Raw genomic sequence first — 17,742 nt, 5'->3', positions numbered from 1 at the left:
TCTTCTGTCGTCATACCCGGTGAGGTACAAAAAAGAATGCTGCATTACCTCGCCATCCTGAAAAATAGCTATACCGCTGGCTAGTAGGCTATGTAGTCGACATACGGATCGTTCCAGGTACCCCAACTGGCTGATAGGCAGTCATCCTGCAACAAATATTGTAACGAGTCAACAATCAACTGGATCTTTTTAATAAAATTTGTTAGTTATATCGGTATATGATATGATTGATTTGCAATGACTTCATTTACAAAATATACCATGGTTGGTGTGTAGTAGTGAAAAATATAATTCTGTATCATGTAGTTAATTTTTATTATGCTCAGAAACAGAAGCACACCCTTCATCTCCGGCATTGCAACGGTGCTCATGGAAGCAGCCTTTCAGCCCATATAATCAAAACCTATTCTAACCTAACTCCCAATTCGAATGAAGAATTTCTCTGCCAATCGTCGTGATGCCCTCAAAAAGGGACTGCTTACTTTGGGTAGCCTGGCTGCCCTGCCTCAGCTCAGCGAAGCGGCCAGCCGTCGGATTAACGATGGGGCATTTGCCGATGCGCCCCTTTCACTGGACCCTGAATTGCGGATTTTCCGCAGCCCCATGGTACGGGAGCATTACCTGGATGCAGCGGCACCCCGGCCCAAGATCACGACCAAACTCAGCTCCAACGAAAACCCCTATGGCCCGCCCATGTCGGCGCAGGAGGCTATCGCGGAGTCGGCTAAACGGGGTAATCGCTACGCCTGGCAGGAAATGGCCGATCTGATTGACAAAATCGCCAAGAAAGAAGGCGTGACACCCGAGCACATCATGATGGGGCCCGGCTCGTCGGATTTGTTGGAAAAAACGGCGCTGGTATTATTTATGGACGGCGGCAACATCGTGTCGGCCGACCCCTGCTATATGTCGCTGATCAACGTGGCCAAGTCTGTTGGTGCTACCTGGAAAGCCGTACCCTGCAAAGATGATTGGTCGCACGACCTGAAGGCGATGGAGGCGGCTATCGACAAAGACACCAAGCTGGTGTACATCTGTAATCCCAACAACCCGACGGGTAGCCTTACCTCGGGCAAAGAACTGCTGGACTTCTGCTCGCGCGTATCGGAGAAGGTACCCATTTTTGTGGATGAGGCCTATATCGAACTGGCTGTGGGAGGCGATACCCAGAGCATGAATACCCTGCTGGCGCAGAATAAAAATGTGATCATTGCCCGTACCTTCTCCAAGATTATGGGGATGGCGGGAATTCGGGTAGGCTACATGGCCGCACAGCCCGAGTTCCTGAAAAAAATCCAGAAGATTACCCGCGGTGGTATGGGCGTGTCGTATACCTCCATTTTCGCGGCCAACGCCAGCATGGACGACCTGGCTTTTCAGGATAACACCCGCAAGCTCAACCACGAGGCCAAGCAATATTTGTATGCCAACCTGGACAGGATGGGATATAAGTACATTCCGTCCTACACCAATTTTGTGATTTTCCCGATCAATATGCCGGGCAAAGATTTGCTGGCCAAAATGACAGCCAAGGGCATTGCGGTAAAAGCGTACGATATTCAGGACAAACCCTGGTGCCGGGTGAGCCTGGGTACCCTGGACGAAATGAAAGTCTTTGTCGGAGCTCTTCAGGAAGTGAGCTAGGTTCAGCGTCCAATCATTTCCCTATGTATGGCAGCCGTTATCGATTCCGATAACGGCTGTTTTTTGTAGGATAAAACTAAAAAAGGCCAGGAATGAATTGTCAACGGATTCTCTTTTGTACCGCGTTAGGCTTTCCGCTTCTACTTCCCTATTTTCGCCTTACCCTAAACTACATCACTCCATGCGATTAATTCTACTAATCCTTTTGGGAATCGGGGCAGGTATGCCCTTGGCCTTCACCCAAAAACTCGATCCCGACAATTTCAAACAACTTAGCTACCGTTTCATTGGTCCGGATGGTAACCGGGCCATCGCCATTGCGGGCGAGCCCGGAAATAACAATGTGGTGTACATCGGGGCTGCCTCGGGCGGGATTTTCAAAACCGAAGATCAGGGTGTGACCTGGAAACCTATTTTTGATAATCAGGAGGTGTCGTCCATCGGGGCGCTGGCACTAGCGCCGAAGTACCCCAAACAAGTTTGGGCTGGTACGGGAGAAACCTTCGTGATTCGTCCCGCGCACTCGCTGGGCGACGGGATTTACAAATCGTCGGACGCGGGTAAGACGTGGAAGAACATGGGGCTGGCACAATCGGGTCGGATCGGGCGCGTAATTGTTAGTACCAAAGATACCAATACCGTTTTCGCCTGCGCTCTGGGCCATGCCTACGGCCCGCAAAAAGAGCGGGGCGTCTATCGTACCAAAGACGGCGGCAAAACCTGGCAGCAGGTACTTTTCGTCAACGAACAGACGGGCGCTAACGATTTGGCGATCAACCCAGAAAATCCTGATATCCTTTTTGCCGGCATGTGGAATATCAATATCAATACCTGGGGACTGCACAGCGGCGGGCCGGGTGGCGGCGTGTACCGCTCCAAAGACGGCGGCGAAACCTGGGAACCGCTACACACCAAAGGGTTGCCGGGTGGGCCCGATACTCCCGTGGGGAAAGTGGCAGTAGCTGTCGCGCCGGGTCAGCCCAATATTGTATATGCGCTGTTCGAAATGGATAGTCCGGCGCTGTATCGCTCGGAAGACAGCGGCGAAAGCTGGAAACTGATGTCGCGCGACCACAGCATCATGGAGCGCGCGCCCTACTACGGCCGAATCACCGTGGCACCCGACGACGCCAACGAAATTCACACCATCAGCGTGAAGCATGGCGTGTCCAAAGATGGCGGCAAAACTTTCGATTTTGGCTACAAGGGCGGCGGCGACAACCACGACTACTGGATCGACCCGCAAAACGGCGACCGCCAGATGATGGCCCACGACGGCTGCGCCAGCATCACGCTCAACCGCATGAAATCGTTTCAGGGCGTGACGCTACCCATCGCCCAGATGTACCACGTATCGCTCGACAATCGGGTACCTTACTTTGTCTACGGCAACCGGCAGGATGGGTACTCGTACCGCGGCCCGAGCAACAGTCTGAGCCGCGGTATTCCGCTCAGTAGCTGGACCGCCGTGGGTGGCTGCGAAAGTGGTTTTGCCAAGGTCGATCCTTTTGATGACAACATCATCTGGTCGGGCTGCTACGACGGCGGACTCGACGTATACGACCTGCGAACCAACCACGCCCGCGACGTGCGCGTATGGCCCGAGTCGGGCTACGGCTGGACGCCCGCCAACATGAAGTACCGCTGGCACTGGAATTTTCCGCTGAGTTTTTCGCCGCACACGCCGCACCGCGTGTACGTAGGCAGTCAGTACATCCACAAGTCGGACGACTTCGGCCAAAGCTGGCAGATCATCAGCCCCGACCTGACGACCAACGACAAAACCCACCAGCAGAATTCAGGCGGCATCGCGACGGATAACCTCATGACCTTCGACGGCAATCTACTCTTCGCCATTGAGGAATCACCGTTGCAGAAAGACCTGATCTGGGCCGGAACTAACGACGGACAGGTACAACTCACCCGCGACGGCGGCAAGAACTGGGAGAACGTCACCCAAAACCTGAACGTACCCAAATTGGGTACCATTGCCAACATCGAGCCGTCGCGCTACGCGGCGGGTACCGCTTACATCAGCGTGGATTTGCACCAGATGGGCGACTTCGATCCATACATTTTGAAGACCGCTGATTTTGGCAAAACCTGGACAAAAATCAGCGACGGTATTCCTAAATCCATTTTGAGCTTTGTGCATGTCGTGAAGGAAGATCCCGCCGTTCGCGGACTGCTTTACGCGGGCACCGACAACAGCGTGTACGTCTCGCCCGACGACGGCGCTACCTGGTCGTCGCTGCGGCTGGACATGCCGCCCGCTCCGGTTTACTGGCTGGAAGTACAGAAGGATTTCGGCGATTTGGTGGTAGCCACCTACGGACGCGGCTTTTACATTCTGGACGACCTGACGCCGGTCCGGGAAATGGCCAAAACCCGGTTGGCCCAAAGTACCTTACTCCTGATCCGCAAAGGGTACCGCTTTCAGGAAGTGGAATCACGCCATACCGAAAGTACCCTCAGCGACGGGCGCGGCCCCAGCTACGGCGTCCCGATTCAGTACTACCTGAAAGACACGCTCATCAAAGCGCCCGAAATCAGGATCTTACAAAATGGCAAGGAAATCCGTACCGTGAAAGGGACCAACAAGCCGGGCATCAACCGCGTGTGGTGGGACTTACGGTACGAGTCGCCCGAGCGGCCCAAACTGCGTACTCTGCCTCCCGGCAAGACGTGGGTACCTTTTGGGAAAGATAGTACCCGCACCCTGCTGGTCTGGGACATCGACATCCATTCCGGCCTGCTGGGTCCGCGCGTCGCGCCGGGTACCTTCACGGCGCAAATGAATCTTGGCGGCCAGGAGTTGACCCAACCCATTGAAATTCTGAAAGACCCCAACACGGCGGGTACTTTGGCCGATATTCAGGCGCAGGAAACATTCAGCCTGGAACTCCGCGCTGCCCAGAATCAGGTAGTACAGATGATCAATGATCTGGAAAAAAAGCGGGCAAAGATGGATCGGCTACTCCCCCAGATTTTGGATAAAAAGGTACAGCCTGCGCTGGAAAAGCTCAATGCTGCCGCCACGCAAATCTCGGCGCAACTCTACGACATTCACCTTACCGGGGCGCGGGAGGATGCTTTCCGAAACCCTATCCAACTGTACGGTCGGCTCGGGGCACTGGCCAGCGATATTGGGGCAAATGGCGTTGATTTTCCACCGACTAGTCAACAGCGGGAAGTATTTGACCTACTTAAAGCGCAGGTATCCCAAGCCCGGCAGGCGTATGATACGTTGATAAAGAACGAAGTACCCGGCGTGGAAAAAGCCTTGACGAAAAAAAATAAAGCGTGGGTACTTGAATAATCCGGACTTTTCAAAAAATGGATAATAAAAAAAATGCCAGGTACTGGGTCGAGAAGTACCAGATGCAGCCACACCCCGAAGGGGGGTACTTTGCCGAAACCTACCGCGCAGCGGAGCAGATTCCGCATGCCGCCTTGCCGGAGCGTTTCGCTGGGAGCCGCGCATTCAGTACGGCCATTTACTTTTTGCTGGAAGGGCATCACTTTTCGGCTTTGCATCGCATTCAGGCCGATGAACTCTGGCACTTTTACGCAGGCGATCCGCTGGAAGTATTCGTCATCCATCCCGAAAGCGGCGCGCTGGAAATCATCCGGCTTGGTCCTGATCCCGACGCGGGCGAAGTGTTTCAGGCCGTGGTTCCGGCGGGTACCTGGTTTGGTTCGAGGCCCGTGGCGGGCGCTACCTATTCGCTGGTGGGCTGCACCGTGGCTCCGGGCTTTGATTTCGCGGATTTTGAACTGGCGGAGCGAGAGAAAATACTGGCGGAGTTTCCGCAGCACTGGGCGGTGGTGGAGGGGTTGACGTGAGGGGAAGGTAGGTTGGCTTTTGCGAATATGCAAGGCTCATGGCCGTGGTTCAAGTTTGAAAAGTGAATTCAATCCAGGGTTCAGCGTAGTACCTAGGCAGAGAAGACATGGCAGGGAAAATAGAAAGATCTGTTTCGATAGAAGCACCGCCTGCAAAGATTTGGAAGTATCTAACCGATACAAGCCTTATGAAAAAATGGATGGGCGACCCGGAAATGAACATTGAAATAACTACCGACTGGGTAGTCGGGAATTCTATCCAAATCAAAGGGTACCATCATGTGCATTTTGAAAACAATGGAATTGTCCTACGATTCGAGCCCGAAAGGATTCTTCAATACAGTCATCTAAGTTCAGTTTCACACCTACCCCACACAAAAGAGAATCATTCGGTCATCACGTTTACAGTGGTACCCCTTGAGAAAAAGACATTGTTGAAAGTGCAAATTGAAAACTTCCCGACGGAATCAATTTATAAGCACCTGGATTTTTATTGGCAGGGTACCCTGGCAGTATTGAAAGACCTCATCGAGCGATAAGACATCGCATCATCCTCAGTCGGCACCACAGCAAGTAAAAACTTTCTAAAAAAAGTTTCTACAAAATTGCGTAGTCAAATAGCTACGCGTATATTTGTAGTCAAATAACTACACAATGAATCTACGACGAGACGTATTCCAGGCCATAGCCGATCCGACCCGCAGAGGTATTCTGTTACTATTGGCTACGCAATCCATGACCGCGGGTGCCATTGCGGCGAACTTTGATACCGCCCGGCCGACCGTTTCAAAGCATCTCAGGATACTCACGGAGTGTCAATTATTGGCGCAGAAACAGGACGGCCGGGAGGTTTACTACCAAATCAATGCGAACAAGATGAAAGAAGTCGCCGACTTTATTGAACCCTTCCGCGAGATGTGGGACGAGAGGTTTAATAAACTGGAAACCCTAATGAAAGAGTACAACTCCAACAAGTAGAAACGTATGGGACGAAAGACAGAAGTCTATGCCGAAGACGGTAAACAGGATTTGGTGATCACCAGAGAGTTTGATCTGCCATTGGAAATGCTTTTTAAAGCCTATGTCGAGCCCGAGATTGTGGAGCAATGGATGAGTACGAAGGTACTGAAGCTGGAAAGCAGAAAGCACGGTAGCTATCAGTTTGAAACCACCGATCCCAAGGGAAATGCACACGGATTCAATGGGGTGATCCATGAATTTATTCCCAACCAGAAAATCACCCGGACCTTTGAGATGGAGAATACGCCTTTTGATGCCTGGATCGAGTACCTGGAATTTGAAAAGCTTACCGAATCTACCAGCAAACTGAATATGCATGTGGTGTACAAATCCATTGCACAAAGGGATCAGATCGTACAGCTACCCTTTGCCCAGGGGCTAAATTGGGCGCATAACCGCTTACAGGACGTGGTAGGAAAAATATAATAACATACTATGATCAGGAGAAATAAAATCATCTACTGGGTGGCTACTCTGTGGCTGGCTTTGGGGATGGTATCAACCGGGGCGTTGCAGGTATTCCAAGGGAAAGAGGGTACGGGGGGATCGGACAGCATTATTCATTTAGGGTACCCTGTCTATTTTTTGACCCTACTTGGTGTCTGGAAAATTATGGGTGTATTTGTAATGCTCCTACCCAAATTCCCCCTGTTGAAGGAATGGGCGTACGCCGGTTTTTTCTTTACCATGACAGGCGCGATATTTTCGCATATCGCTTTGGGCGATGCGGTTACAGAACTATTGCCGGCCTTGCTGCTGCTAACCCTTACGGCCCTATCCTGGTACTTCAGACCGGCGGACAGAAAAATCGTTCCGATCAGTCAATAAGGTACCTGATCTATTCAATTAAGATAATCAAAAGCTAACCGATATGAATAGTACCAAAAAAGAACTGCCAGCGGAGCAACGGGAAGAACTGCTTCGAGCCTTGAAAACCCGTTTCGAAAAAAACATGAACCGGCATCGGGATTTGGAATGGGATGCAATACAGGCAAAACTGGAAGCTAATCCTGAAAAACTATGGTCGCTCAGTGAAATGGAAGAGACGGGCGGTGCGCCAGATGTGGTAGCTTATGATGATAGAACCGGTGAGTACACATTTTATGACTGCTCCGCGGAAAGCCCCAAAGATCGCAGGAGTCTTTGTTACGACCGTGAAGCGCTGGAATCAATGAAAGCCCATAAACCGCAAGACAGTGCACTTGATGTGGCAGATGCCATGGGTATTGAGCTATTGACCGAAGAACAGTACCAGGAGTTGCAGCAACTTGGGGCGTTTGACACGAAGACGTCGAGTTGGATAAAAACCCCTTCGGCTGTCCGAGCGCTCGGAGGCGCTCTCTTCGGGGATCGCCGCTTCGGCAGAGTCTTTATGTACCACAATGGGGCGGATTCTTACTATGCTGGCAGAGGGTTCCGGGGTGTATTGAGAGTCTGAATTCTGTACAGATCGATATTAGAAAAAACTGGAATTGCTGAGAATGATCGCGCTTGGCTGCGGGCTAACAAAAAAATTGAAGTAGGGTACCCTCTTTCCTATTTTAACCCAAAGATTCAGGGAGAAAAGGGTTCCAAATAACAAAAAGGAACTTCACGCATCCTTTACGGAAAATTCGACGTAGTATATACGAGCCCGGACGGTGTTTACTGAATAACCCTGCTCGTTAGAAGCCCATGATCGATGCACTTGACCTTACGCCTGCTGCCCTATGAAACGTGTTGTTCATAAGCACCCCTTAGCCATCCGCTGGTTCCACTGGATCAACTTCCCGGTACTGTTTGTCATGATCTGGAGCGGCTTGTTGATTTACTGGGCCTATGATCCCTATACGATCCGCGTAGGTACCTTTACTATCGTGTCGTTTTTCCCCGATGGTTTCTATAAATTCCTGTACGTTCCGTTCCGCCTGGCCGAGGGCATGGCCTGGCACTGGGTTTTCATGTGGCTGTTTATCTTGAATGGAATCCTGTATGTAGGGTACACCTTTATTTCCGGCGAGTGGCGGCATCTGGTACCTACCCGCCGCTCGTTTCGGGATGCCATCGACGTAACATTGTACGACCTGGGCCTGCGCAAAACCCAGCCTCCTTTTATCAAATACAACGGGGCTCAGAAAATTGCGTATTTCTCCATCATGCTCATGGGCGTCGGATCGACCCTGACGGGCTACGCGATTTATAAACCTACCCAACTAGCGTGGCTGACCAGTCTACTCGGGGGTTACGAAGCGGCCCGGCTGGAACATTTTATCCTCACGATCGGCTTCGTCCTGTTTTTTGTGATTCATATCGCGCAGGTTGTCCGGGCGGGTTGGCAGAATTTCCAATCCATGGTGACAGGATTCGAGGTAATCAGATCAGGCACGCCTCCCATAAACCCTGAATCACCCAGCGCCGAACCGCCGACGGTCGGCGGCCCGACCAGTGACCCAACACCTAGCCCTACCTTAGCATGAGCCAGCCAGAAAAATTGGGAGAAGAAAATCTTCCGGAAAGCGATGTGGCCGAGTCGGAGGTACGCCGGCGTATGATCAAATCATTCGGTTGGTTTGCTTTGGCGGCAGCCGTACCCGTGGGTGTATATAAATGGATTAGCAATAGTCCCAAGCTGTACGCGCTTCGGAAACCCCTGCGGCGGGTGCTGGATGTGAACGCGCAGGTAGCTCAGGCCTATTTCAGTCCTACCCATCTGGTACCTACCTTTGAGATAGAAAAAGCCGTTAAGAAGGCACGGGTCAATGGAAGCGTTGGTCTCAAAAGTCCGCTGCCCGAAGCTTGGCGTTTGCAGGTTGAGGTACCTCAGGGGGTACCCTTGCAGCTAACGCTGGAAGATATAAAAGCTCTGCCCAAACACGAAATAATATACGAATTCAAGTGCATCGAAGGCTGGAGTCAGGTGCAGCATTGGGGCGGGGCGCGATTATCCGATTTTTTAACTCAGTATAAGCTCGGTTCGAAAAGCGGTGAGGTACCCCATCCTGATAATACCGCTGACCTTTTTGCGTATATGGGTCTGGAAACGCCCGATAAAGCCTACTATGTAGGAATCGATGTGGCTAGTGCGCTTCATCCGCAAACTTTACTAGCCTACGAATTGAACGGTCAGCCCCTCTCAGAGCCGCACGGCGCGCCCTTGCGGTTGATTATTCCGGTGAAATACGGAGTTAAAAATCTAAAACGTATCGGTCGGATATTTTTTACCGACGAGCGGCCGCGCGACTACTGGGCCGAACGGGGTTATGACTATTATATAGGGTTGTAAGGAATAAATGACTTACCCACGTAATTCCTGCACAAAGCTCAGGCACTCGGCAATTTTCTTCTCCACCCACATGTAGTTCTTTTCTTTCAGGACCTCCTTGGGGAAAAGGTGCGACCCCATGCCCACGCAGTAGGCGCCCGCGCCAAACCACTCGTTAAAACTCTCCATTGTAGGACGTACCCCGCCCGTCACCATGATTTTCAGGTCAGCCATCGGGCCGCGTACCGCTTTCAGAAAAGCCGAACCTACCACTTCGCCAGGAAATAGCTTCACGACTTCGGCGCCGGCTTGCCGGGCGTTGTATATCTCGGTGAGCGTGGCCACGCCTGGGAGCCAGGGTACCTCGGCGGCCACACAGGCGGCACCAACGGCGGTATTCAGGATGGGTGTCACTACAAAATCGGCCCCGGCGTAAATGAATTTATTGGCCGACTCGGCGTCGTAGATTGTTCCGATGCCCATCGCCATGTCGGGCAGGTGCTCGTGGGCGTATTGGACCAGTTGCTCAAAAGTCTGCAAAGCGTTGCCACCCCGGTTGGTAAATTCGAACACCCGCAGTCCGCCCCGGTAGCTGGCTTTCAGAACCTCGATGGCCACTTCGGCTTCGTCGTGGTAAAACAGCGGCAAAATGCCCCCCTCGTGCAGGGAGTTTAGGACGGTATCTTTGTTGATATGGGCCATAATTAGCTGATGGCCAGTAGCTGATAGCTAGTAGCCTTTTGAAAATTGAGAGACAAAAAATATAAAAATTTCAACACTTGGAATAGTAACAAAGCTAAAAGCCCTAGGCCAGTAGCTAAAAGCTTTAATGAAAACCTATCTTTTAATTCTCCCTGAGGTTTCACCCTGGCGGATGGCTTCCACCTCGGCTTCGGTACTGACAAGGGCATCGCCTTCGATGGTATGCTTCAGGGCCGAGGCCGCTACGCCAAATTCCAGGGCTTTCTGCTCGTCGCCGAATCGGATCAGGCCGTGAATCAGGCCGGCGATGAAGGCATCACCTCCTCCCACGCGATCCACGATGGGATTGATGTCCACGTCCGGGGTTTCCAGCATTTCATTGCCGTTCCAGAGGTAAGCCCGCAGCAAATTGTGGCTGGCACTCAGGGAAGTTCGGTGCGTATCGACCACGCGGCTCACCTGGGGGAAGGCCTGCTGGAGTTTTACGCACGCATCTTTGAAATCGGTACATTCGATGCCGAATATTTCCTTCACATTGATATGGTTGGCAATCACGATATCCGTTCCGGCGGTCAATTCAGGCAGAACATCGGAAGGCTTTTTGCCGTATTTCCAAAGATTGGAGCGATAAAATATATCACCCGAAACCGTGATGCCTTTCTTACGAGCGGCCTGGATTCCCTGCAAACAGACATCGGCGGCTTCCTGCGATAGGGCTGGCGTAATCCCCGCCCAGTGGAACCAGGTGGCGTCTTTCAGAATATCGTCCCAATCGAATACTTCAGGATCGCAGGTAGCGAAGGAAGAGCCCGCCCGATCGTATACGATCTGACTACCGCGCAGGGCCGCACCTGTCTCTAAGAAATACACCGCCATACGCGGCCCCCCGTATTGGATATGGGAAATATCCACTCCATGGAAGCGCAGATACTGACCGGCCGCCCGGCCAATGGGTGAGTCGGGAAAGCGCGTGACGTGAGCCGTACTGTGGCCCCAGTAGGCCAGCGCCGAGGCCACGTTGGCTTCGCCCCCCGCGTAGGTTACGTCGAGGGAACGGGCTTGTTCGAAACGAGAAAAACCGGGGGTACTGAGGCGCATGAGAACTTCGCCAAGGGTAACGATTTGGGCCATGGATCGGGAGCTATTGGCTGAGGGCTTTTAGTAATTAGCTTTTTTGAGCGGATAATTAGTTTTTATTAGATAAAGCAAAGGTATGGATTTTCGGAAAGTTTGGAAACCCGCCGAAAACCCATACCTACTGTTTCCCTTAGCCGAATTATGGGAATAAGACTTTCAGAATGACCTTTTCAAAATCCAAAGTACTCCTTGGCATTGTTGTACGATATATCCTGTACCATTTTGCCCAGCCAGGGCAGGTCGTTGGGTAGCTCGCCGTTCTCGACATCGGTACCGATGAGGTTGCAGAGAATGCGGCGGAAGTACTCGTGGCGCGGGTACGACAGGAAGCTACGCGAATCGGTGAGCATGCCCACAAAGCGGCTGAGGAGCCCCATGTTGGATAGAGTATTCATCTGTTTTTCCATGCCATCCTTCTGATCCTGATACCACCAGCCCGAGCCAAACTGAATCTTACCCGCTACACTGCCATCGTTGAAGTTGCCCACCATGGTGGCGATCAGTTCGTTATCGCCCGAATTGAGGTTGTACAGGACGGTTTTGGCCAGTTGGTCCGTAGAGTCCAGCTTGTCCATAAACCTGGAAAGGGCCTGCGCCTGGCTGAAATCACCAATGGAGTCCCAACCCGTATCGGGGCCCAGCGTGCGTAGAGCCCGCGAGTTGTTGTTGCGCAGAGCGCCCAGGTGGAACTGTTGCACCCAGCCTTTGGCATGATCCATCTTAGCCAGTTCGTACAGCAGCGTGGATTTGTAAGCATTCTGGGCGTCGTTGTCGGGTACGCTACCGGCCAAGGCTAATGCCGCTGCATCGTAAGCCGCCTGGTCGTCAAATTGCGTGGCGTAAATGTGCTCCAATCCGTGATCCGATAGCCGTCCGCCCATTCGTGCAAAGAATTCGTGTCGCTTTTGCAAGGCCTCCAGCAGATTATCGTAGTCGCCATCGCCCTGGACGCCCGCTACCTGGCAAAGTTTTTCCACATAATCACGATATGCCTTCGGGTCGCCGATGAGTAGCATGGATTTATCGGCCCGAAAGGTAGGCAGTACCTTTATTTCAAAGCCACTGTCCTGAATAGCCTGGTGATGTTCCAGCGAATCGGTAGGATCGTCCGTGGTGCAAACCACCCGCACATTCATTTTCAGCAGCAGATTCCGCACGCTATACTCAGGACTGCGCAGCTTGGCCGAGCATTCTTCGTAAATATCCCGCGCTGAGTCTTTATTGAGGATTACGTCAATATCAAAATACCGTAACAGTTCCAGATGCGTCCAGTGATACAGCGGATTGCGCATGGTATAGGGTACCGTAGCCGCCCATTGCTCGAATTTCTCCCAGTCTGAAGCATCACCCGTGCAGTAACGCTCGTTGATGCCGTTGCTTCGCATGGCCCGCCACTTGTAGTGGTCACCATAAAGCCAGGCCTGCGTCAGGTTTTCAAACTGCTTGTCTTCCGCAATTTGGTCGGGCGGTAGGTGGCAATGGTAGTCGATGATGGGCATGTCTCGCGCGTAGTCGTGATAGAGGTGCCGGGCGGTTTCGCTACGCAACAGAAAATCCTCGTTAATGAAGGTCTTTTGGGCTTTGTGCTGAATTACAGTCATTTGGCTTTATAAGGCTAATAGCTAATAGCCATCAGCCATTAGCTTTTTGAACATATTCCTATTTTTTATGAAAAACTCCGTTCGATACCCAGTTCCAGGCCGCGCAACTCGGCCAGGCCGCGCAGGCGACCGATGGCCGTATAGCCCGGATTGGTTCGCTTAGTGGCGTTCAGGTCGTCGAGCATCCGATGGCCATGATCGGGACGGAACGGTAGACGGAGGTCAGCCCGTCCCGTGTTTTTCCGTTTCTTTTGCTCTTGCAGCAGGGCTTTCATCACGCTGTACATATCCACGTCGCCATTGAGGTGGTCGGCTTCGTAAAAACTGCCATCGGCCTCCCGGTGCGTGGCGCGCAGGTGGACAAAATGAATGCGATCACCCAGCCGCTCTACCATGCCTACCAGATCGTTGTCAGCACGGACCCCGTATGAACCAGTACAGAAACACAAACCGTTGGCCAGTACATCGCAACTGTCCAACAGCGCCCGGGCATCTTTTTCGGTGCTTACCACCCGGGGCAGACCCAGGATTGGATAAGGAGGGTCGTCGGGGTGAATCGAAAGCCGGACGCCCGCGTCCTGAGCTACGGGGGCAATTTCATTAATGAATTGGTAGAGGTTGGCGCGTAGTTCCGCATCGCCCACCGAGGAATAGGTAGCCAGTACCTCCCGAAATTCTTCAATGGTAAAACTTTCTTCGGACCCCGGCAATCCTGCAATGACATTGCGCGTCAAGCGGTTCACACTTTCCTCATCGGCCCCATCGAGCCAGGCCCGGGCCGCCGATTGCTGCTGTTCCGTATACAGATGTTGGGCTTCCTTCCTTTGGACAATATACAGGTCGAAGGCAGCAAACTGCGTGGCGTCGAAGCGCAAGCCCGTGGAGCCGTCACGCATGGGGGCGTCGAGGTCGGTACGGGTCCAGTCCAGTATGGGCATAAAATTGTAGCATACGGTATCGATGCCACTATCGCCCAGATTCTGGATGGATTCCTGGTAGTTTTTAATGTATTGCCGAAAATCGCCGGTTCGGGTTTTGATCGCTTCGTGGACGGGGATACTCTCCACCACCGACCAGGTAAGGCCCGCCGCCTCCACGGTGGCCTTCCTTTTTCCGATTTCTTCTTTCGTCCAGGCTACTCCGTTCGGGATGTGGTGCAGGGCCGTAACGATGCCCGTAGCGCCGGCCTGCCGGATGTCGGCCAATGAAACCGGATCATTGGGTCCGAACCAGCGCCATGTTTGTTCAAGTGCCATGTAAAGTGTAGTCAATAAATCGAAATAACCTGTATACTGGATAAGACGAAACAGGTTTCCTTCTACCGTACCTAGGCTACCAAACGATTTTCCGGCACGCGCTCACGAAGTACCTTAAGGGCACGGCCCATCTGCGTTTCGACGGTTTTGATGGATATTTTCAGGGCTTCGGCAATTTCACGATACCGCAAGCCTTCTTCCCGGCTCATCCGGAAAATCAGTTGGCACTGCCGGGGCAGGTCATTGATGTGGCCCTCTACGCGATCATAAAATTCGTTGAAAGCCACTTCCTCTGCGGGTGTGTAGTGATCGGCATAAGCCAAATTCCACTGAATACTTTCAAGGGGTTCCCGCTCGTGTACGCGGTGAAGTTTCAATTTGAGGTAGTCGAGCGATTGATTACGTACCGCCCGGAAAATGTAGGCTTCAAATGAAGTGTGGACTTCAATTTGCTCCCGGTTTTTCCAGAGCTTCACAAAGACATCGGCCACTACTTCTTCGGCTACTTCGCGGGCCACGACTACCCGCATCGAGTACGTACACAGAGAGCGGTAGTAGCGGGTGAACAGTTCACGATAGGCGATGTAATCGCCTTCCTGCACGACCTTTTTGAAGAGTACCTCCATTTTACTTGGGCACATACGGGCCTTGCCAAGCGGCTTGGTAATAACTAGGTTTTCCATTACTTGTGTGAGGTTAGGAATTGAATAATTCAGTGATAAAAAAGGCAATATTCAATAGTACGATTGTGTGATTCCTAACGAAGATTACGCATTCGTTCGATGTATAGCAAAAAATTATCTTGAAAAAAATCAATATTTCTACGCAACCGTTCCCGGTACCGTTCCCGAAACACGAAAATTTTCCGGGAATTAAAGGTGATTTTTGTAGTTTGCGGTAGATTGCGTGCCCAGAGCGCAATTTTAGAAGTCCAAATAGTTTGCACTTTTCCGATATAAAATCCAAATAGAGTATGGCCCGAAGAACCGTAACCATTAAAGAAATAGCGCGGGAGCTGAGAATTTCGAAATCTACGGTGTCGCGCGCGCTCCGCAACAGTCCCGAAATCAGCGAAGAGACTAAAAAACGGGTAATCGAACTGGCAGATAAACTCAACTATACTCCCAATCCGATTGCGCTGAGCCTTTTGAAAAACCGTACTCATACTATTGGCATTATCGTACCCGATATTGACAATCCGTTTTTTTCCATGGCTATCAGCGGAGTCGATGACGTAGCCTATAGCCGAGGGTACCATGTGATGATCTACCAAAGCCACGAGTCGTATGAACGGGAGCAGATCGATGTGCGCCATATTGCCGACCGCCGGGCCGATGGCCTGATCGTTTCGGTGGCGAGCCAGTCGCTAGATCATGGCCATTTTGAGGAATTACAGGAGGGGGGCATTCCGCTGGTATTTTTCGATCGGGCCAGCGACAAGGTGCAGACCCATAAGGTACTCGTGGATGATTATGAAGGTGCGTTCCGGGCCACCGAGCACCTCGTCGAGCAGGGCTGCCAACGAATCGCCCACATTTCAGGGCCACTGAGCCTGACCATAAGCCGTAATCGGTATGAGGGCTACCGGGATGCCCTGTCGAAGTATAACCTGCCCTTTCGGGAGGAATGGGTCGTATCGGCCGAATACTGTCAGAGCGAAGGTACCGACCGTGCCTACCAGCTGATGGCTCTCCGCGAACGGCCCGACGCCATTTTTGCGGCCAGCGACCGCATTGCCATTGGCGTACACTGGGCTTTGCGGCAATTAGGCTATCGCATGCCTGACGATATAGCCTTACTGGGCTTTTCTGATCTGGGGATTTCTGCCCTTTTGGACCCCCCCTGAGTTCGATCGCCCAGCCTGCCTTCGAAATGGGGCGGCAGGCGGCCAAATTGCTGCTGGAACTCATCGAAAACAAAAATACCCCGGCTTCGTACGAAACCAGGGTATTGAAAACGACGTTGATGCCACGGGAAAGCAGCCTGAAGAAGGCTATCCCATCCGTTCCAGCTTTCGCTGAAACTCCCGCAGGATCTTATCCTTCATAGCGATTTTCCTTTTTTGGATATTCAGGCGGCCCAGCATCCGCTTATCCTCCTCTTCATTGCCGGTCAGGCTGCGTTCCACGTCGCGGGTAGCGATTTCCAGGTCATTCCGCTCCCGGGTTACCAGCCATTCCATCTCCCTGACCTGTGTGCGGAGTTGCTCTTCTTCACTTTTCATTTCGAAGGCCGGGTACTTCCGGCTAATCACACGGGCCAGGTAGCTGAGTTCAAATATCTTATCACAGGTGTTCCGAAACTTCTCAGCCAGTTCCTTGTCGGCCTGCTTGTACGGAATTCTGATCTCTTTCCATTTGCTCAACAGTACCTTGGCTTTTTCGGAAGCCAAAACGATATTGTCGTTTTTGAGCGCATCTTCGGCTTCGGCCAGCAGCTTCTGCTGTTCCAGAATCCGGGGGTCTACCCGTACCTTGGGTTCAATGCCTTTGGCTAAGTTGTACTTGTCGTAGAAAAGCTTCAGAAAATGGCGGTACGCCTTGTTGATCTTGAAAAATTTCTTGGGAGGTACCTCGCCGATGGCGTTCCAGGCGTTGCGGATGTCACGCGTTTTCTTGTAGGATTCGTCGAGGTCGTTGCTCCAGGATAGCTGCTTGACCTGTTTGATGAGTTTTTCGTACTCATCCACCCTTCCCTGGACGATCTTATTTTGCTCGGCGAAGTATTCACGGCGCCGGTGAAAGAAATCATCAAGAATTTCCTGAAACTGTGTGTCCACTTTTTCCTGAAATTCATTGTCGACCGGCCCGGTGCGTATCCATTTCGACTTGACTTCCTGGACCGCATCGGTGGCCGCCTGCCAGTCTTCGATGGCGGCCGCCTGGCGTGCGTCCTCAATGAGGGCTTGCTTGATTTCAAGGTTTTTGGCCTGGTTCACCAGAATCAAACCCGACAGGTAATCCTCGGCGGTATCGAGGCGCTGGAGCAAGGGGACAAAGTCGCCGATGGCATCAAAACCAATTAGCTTTCGGCGTAGCTGAATCAATTTAGTCAGGTAAGAACCTTTGTTCTGGGCTTCTTCGATCTCTTTTTCCAGGAGGGCTACCTTTCCTTCGGCAATTGTGAACCGGTTCTTGAAATAGTCGATCGCTTCCTGTTCTGTTCTTTTTACCTCGCCGATCTGCCGGTCGGGATTTCCGAGGTACCCTTTCAAAAATACTTTGCCATCCTTAACGTAGCCGTATTCTTTCGTTTCTTGGGCATTTTCCATTATTTCACTTTTTATCTGCTGGTA

General features: G+C 52.0%; 16 protein-coding genes and 1 pseudogene. 11 read left to right on the top strand and 6 right to left on the bottom strand.

Annotation, left to right across the window (positions count from 1 at the left end; translation table 11 throughout):
• Nucleotides 1-429: 429 nt before the first annotated feature.
• The 10 genes from GBK04_RS11540 (at nt 430) to GBK04_RS11495 (ending at nt 9,772) form a co-directional block, all read left to right on the top strand.
• Complete coding sequence (locus tag GBK04_RS11540) at nt 430-1,644, top strand: pyridoxal phosphate-dependent aminotransferase (protein ID WP_152759808.1); 1,215 nt, start codon at nt 430-432, stop codon at nt 1,642-1,644.
• Nucleotides 1,645-1,825: 181 nt separating this feature from the next.
• Complete coding sequence (locus GBK04_RS11535; protein ID WP_152759806.1) at nt 1,826-4,963, top strand: WD40/YVTN/BNR-like repeat-containing protein; 3,138 nt, start codon at nt 1,826-1,828, stop codon at nt 4,961-4,963.
• A 17-nt stretch (nt 4,964-4,980) separates the two neighbouring features.
• Complete coding sequence (locus GBK04_RS11530) at nt 4,981-5,490, top strand: cupin domain-containing protein (RefSeq protein WP_152759804.1); 510 nt, start codon at nt 4,981-4,983, stop codon at nt 5,488-5,490.
• A gap of 107 nt (nt 5,491-5,597) precedes the next feature.
• Nucleotides 5,598-6,029 carry an SRPBCC family protein gene (locus GBK04_RS11525; protein ID WP_152759802.1) on the top strand — a complete coding sequence of 144 codons (432 nt, stop codon included), beginning with the start codon at nt 5,598-5,600 and terminating at the stop codon, nt 6,027-6,029.
• A 115-nt stretch (nt 6,030-6,144) separates the two neighbouring features.
• The gene (locus GBK04_RS11520; protein WP_152759800.1) at nt 6,145-6,468 is read left to right on the top strand and encodes an ArsR/SmtB family transcription factor; all 324 of its coding nucleotides are present in this window, start codon (nt 6,145-6,147) and stop codon (nt 6,466-6,468) included.
• Between the two features lie 6 nt (nt 6,469-6,474).
• Nucleotides 6,475-6,936: an SRPBCC family protein gene (locus tag GBK04_RS11515; protein ID WP_152759798.1), complete on the top strand. Its 462-nt coding sequence runs from the start codon at nt 6,475-6,477 to the stop codon at nt 6,934-6,936.
• Between the two features lie 9 nt (nt 6,937-6,945).
• On the top strand, nt 6,946-7,338 hold the full coding sequence (locus GBK04_RS11510; protein WP_152759796.1) for a DoxX family protein: 393 nt from the start codon (nt 6,946-6,948) through the stop codon (nt 7,336-7,338).
• A gap of 43 nt (nt 7,339-7,381) precedes the next feature.
• The gene (locus GBK04_RS11505) at nt 7,382-7,948 is read left to right on the top strand and encodes a DUF4256 domain-containing protein (RefSeq protein ID WP_373330903.1); all 567 of its coding nucleotides are present in this window, start codon (nt 7,382-7,384) and stop codon (nt 7,946-7,948) included.
• 271 nt (nt 7,949-8,219) lie between these two features.
• Nucleotides 8,220-8,966, top strand: coding sequence for a cytochrome b/b6 domain-containing protein (locus tag GBK04_RS11500; RefSeq protein ID WP_152759794.1), 747 nt, complete (start codon nt 8,220-8,222; stop codon nt 8,964-8,966).
• Entirely contained in the window at nt 8,963-9,772 is an 810-nt protein-coding gene (locus tag GBK04_RS11495) for a molybdopterin-dependent oxidoreductase (RefSeq protein WP_152759792.1), read from the top strand. The genes GBK04_RS11500 and GBK04_RS11495 overlap by 4 nt, the downstream gene beginning before the upstream one ends.
• 12 nt (nt 9,773-9,784) lie before the next feature.
• Here GBK04_RS11495 and GBK04_RS11490 read toward each other — a convergent pair whose 3' ends face one another.
• The 5 genes from GBK04_RS11490 to GBK04_RS11470 form a co-directional block, all read right to left on the bottom strand.
• The gene (locus tag GBK04_RS11490) at nt 9,785-10,453 is read right to left on the bottom strand and encodes a bifunctional 4-hydroxy-2-oxoglutarate aldolase/2-dehydro-3-deoxy-phosphogluconate aldolase (protein WP_152759790.1); all 669 of its coding nucleotides are present in this window, start codon (nt 10,451-10,453) and stop codon (nt 9,785-9,787) included.
• A gap of 135 nt (nt 10,454-10,588) precedes the next feature.
• The gene (locus tag GBK04_RS11485; protein WP_152759788.1) at nt 10,589-11,584 is read right to left on the bottom strand and encodes a PfkB family carbohydrate kinase; all 996 of its coding nucleotides are present in this window, start codon (nt 11,582-11,584) and stop codon (nt 10,589-10,591) included.
• Between the two features lie 176 nt (nt 11,585-11,760).
• Nucleotides 11,761-13,191 carry a glucuronate isomerase gene (gene uxaC, locus GBK04_RS11480; protein ID WP_152759786.1) on the bottom strand — a complete coding sequence of 477 codons (1,431 nt, stop codon included), beginning with the start codon at nt 13,189-13,191 and terminating at the stop codon, nt 11,761-11,763.
• A 65-nt stretch (nt 13,192-13,256) separates the two neighbouring features.
• Nucleotides 13,257-14,447: a mannonate dehydratase gene (gene uxuA / locus GBK04_RS11475; RefSeq protein ID WP_152759785.1), complete on the bottom strand. Its 1,191-nt coding sequence runs from the start codon at nt 14,445-14,447 to the stop codon at nt 13,257-13,259.
• A 71-nt stretch (nt 14,448-14,518) separates the two neighbouring features.
• A complete protein-coding gene (locus GBK04_RS11470; protein ID WP_152759783.1) occupies nt 14,519-15,130 on the bottom strand; it encodes an RNA polymerase sigma-70 factor in 612 nt (203 codons plus the stop codon).
• 290 nt (nt 15,131-15,420) lie between these two features.
• Between GBK04_RS11470 and GBK04_RS11465 the strand changes: the two are divergent.
• Nucleotides 15,421-16,496: pseudogene (locus GBK04_RS11465) on the top strand (LacI family DNA-binding transcriptional regulator).
• On the opposite strand, the gene GBK04_RS11460 reads toward GBK04_RS11465, so the two are convergent.
• A complete protein-coding gene (locus GBK04_RS11460) occupies nt 16,441-17,718 on the bottom strand; it encodes a DUF349 domain-containing protein (protein WP_152759781.1) in 1,278 nt (425 codons plus the stop codon). The pseudogene GBK04_RS11465 and the gene GBK04_RS11460 sit on opposite strands and share 56 nt — an antisense overlap.
• Between the last annotated feature and the right edge of the window lie 24 nt (nt 17,719-17,742).

This window comes from Salmonirosea aquatica, assembly GCF_009296315.1.
Taxonomy (GTDB): domain Bacteria; phylum Bacteroidota; class Bacteroidia; order Cytophagales; family Spirosomataceae; genus Salmonirosea; species Salmonirosea aquatica.
This window is presented reverse-complemented; position numbering and strand designations above follow the sequence as displayed.

Coding starts and splice junctions, on each gene's coding strand:
- GBK04_RS11540 (WP_152759808.1), top strand. CDS start 430: ATGAAGAATTTCTCTGCCAATCGTCGTGATGCCCTCAAAAAGGGACTG.
- GBK04_RS11535 (WP_152759806.1), top strand. CDS start 1,826: ATGCGATTAATTCTACTAATCCTTTTGGGAATCGGGGCAGGTATGCCC.
- GBK04_RS11530 (WP_152759804.1), top strand. CDS start 4,981: ATGGATAATAAAAAAAATGCCAGGTACTGGGTCGAGAAGTACCAGATG.
- GBK04_RS11525 (WP_152759802.1), top strand. CDS start 5,598: ATGGCAGGGAAAATAGAAAGATCTGTTTCGATAGAAGCACCGCCTGCA.
- GBK04_RS11520 (WP_152759800.1), top strand. CDS start 6,145: ATGAATCTACGACGAGACGTATTCCAGGCCATAGCCGATCCGACCCGC.
- GBK04_RS11515 (WP_152759798.1), top strand. CDS start 6,475: ATGGGACGAAAGACAGAAGTCTATGCCGAAGACGGTAAACAGGATTTG.
- GBK04_RS11510 (WP_152759796.1), top strand. CDS start 6,946: ATGATCAGGAGAAATAAAATCATCTACTGGGTGGCTACTCTGTGGCTG.
- GBK04_RS11505 (WP_373330903.1), top strand. CDS start 7,382: ATGAATAGTACCAAAAAAGAACTGCCAGCGGAGCAACGGGAAGAACTG.
- GBK04_RS11500 (WP_152759794.1), top strand. CDS start 8,220: ATGAAACGTGTTGTTCATAAGCACCCCTTAGCCATCCGCTGGTTCCAC.
- GBK04_RS11495 (WP_152759792.1), top strand. CDS start 8,963: ATGAGCCAGCCAGAAAAATTGGGAGAAGAAAATCTTCCGGAAAGCGAT.
- GBK04_RS11490 (WP_152759790.1), bottom strand. CDS start 10,453: ATGGCCCATATCAACAAAGATACCGTCCTAAACTCCCTGCACGAGGGG.
- GBK04_RS11485 (WP_152759788.1), bottom strand. CDS start 11,584: ATGGCCCAAATCGTTACCCTTGGCGAAGTTCTCATGCGCCTCAGTACC.
- uxaC (WP_152759786.1), bottom strand. CDS start 13,191: ATGACTGTAATTCAGCACAAAGCCCAAAAGACCTTCATTAACGAGGAT.
- uxuA (WP_152759785.1), bottom strand. CDS start 14,447: ATGGCACTTGAACAAACATGGCGCTGGTTCGGACCCAATGATCCGGTT.
- GBK04_RS11470 (WP_152759783.1), bottom strand. CDS start 15,130: ATGGAAAACCTAGTTATTACCAAGCCGCTTGGCAAGGCCCGTATGTGC.
- GBK04_RS11460 (WP_152759781.1), bottom strand. CDS start 17,718: ATGGAAAATGCCCAAGAAACGAAAGAATACGGCTACGTTAAGGATGGC.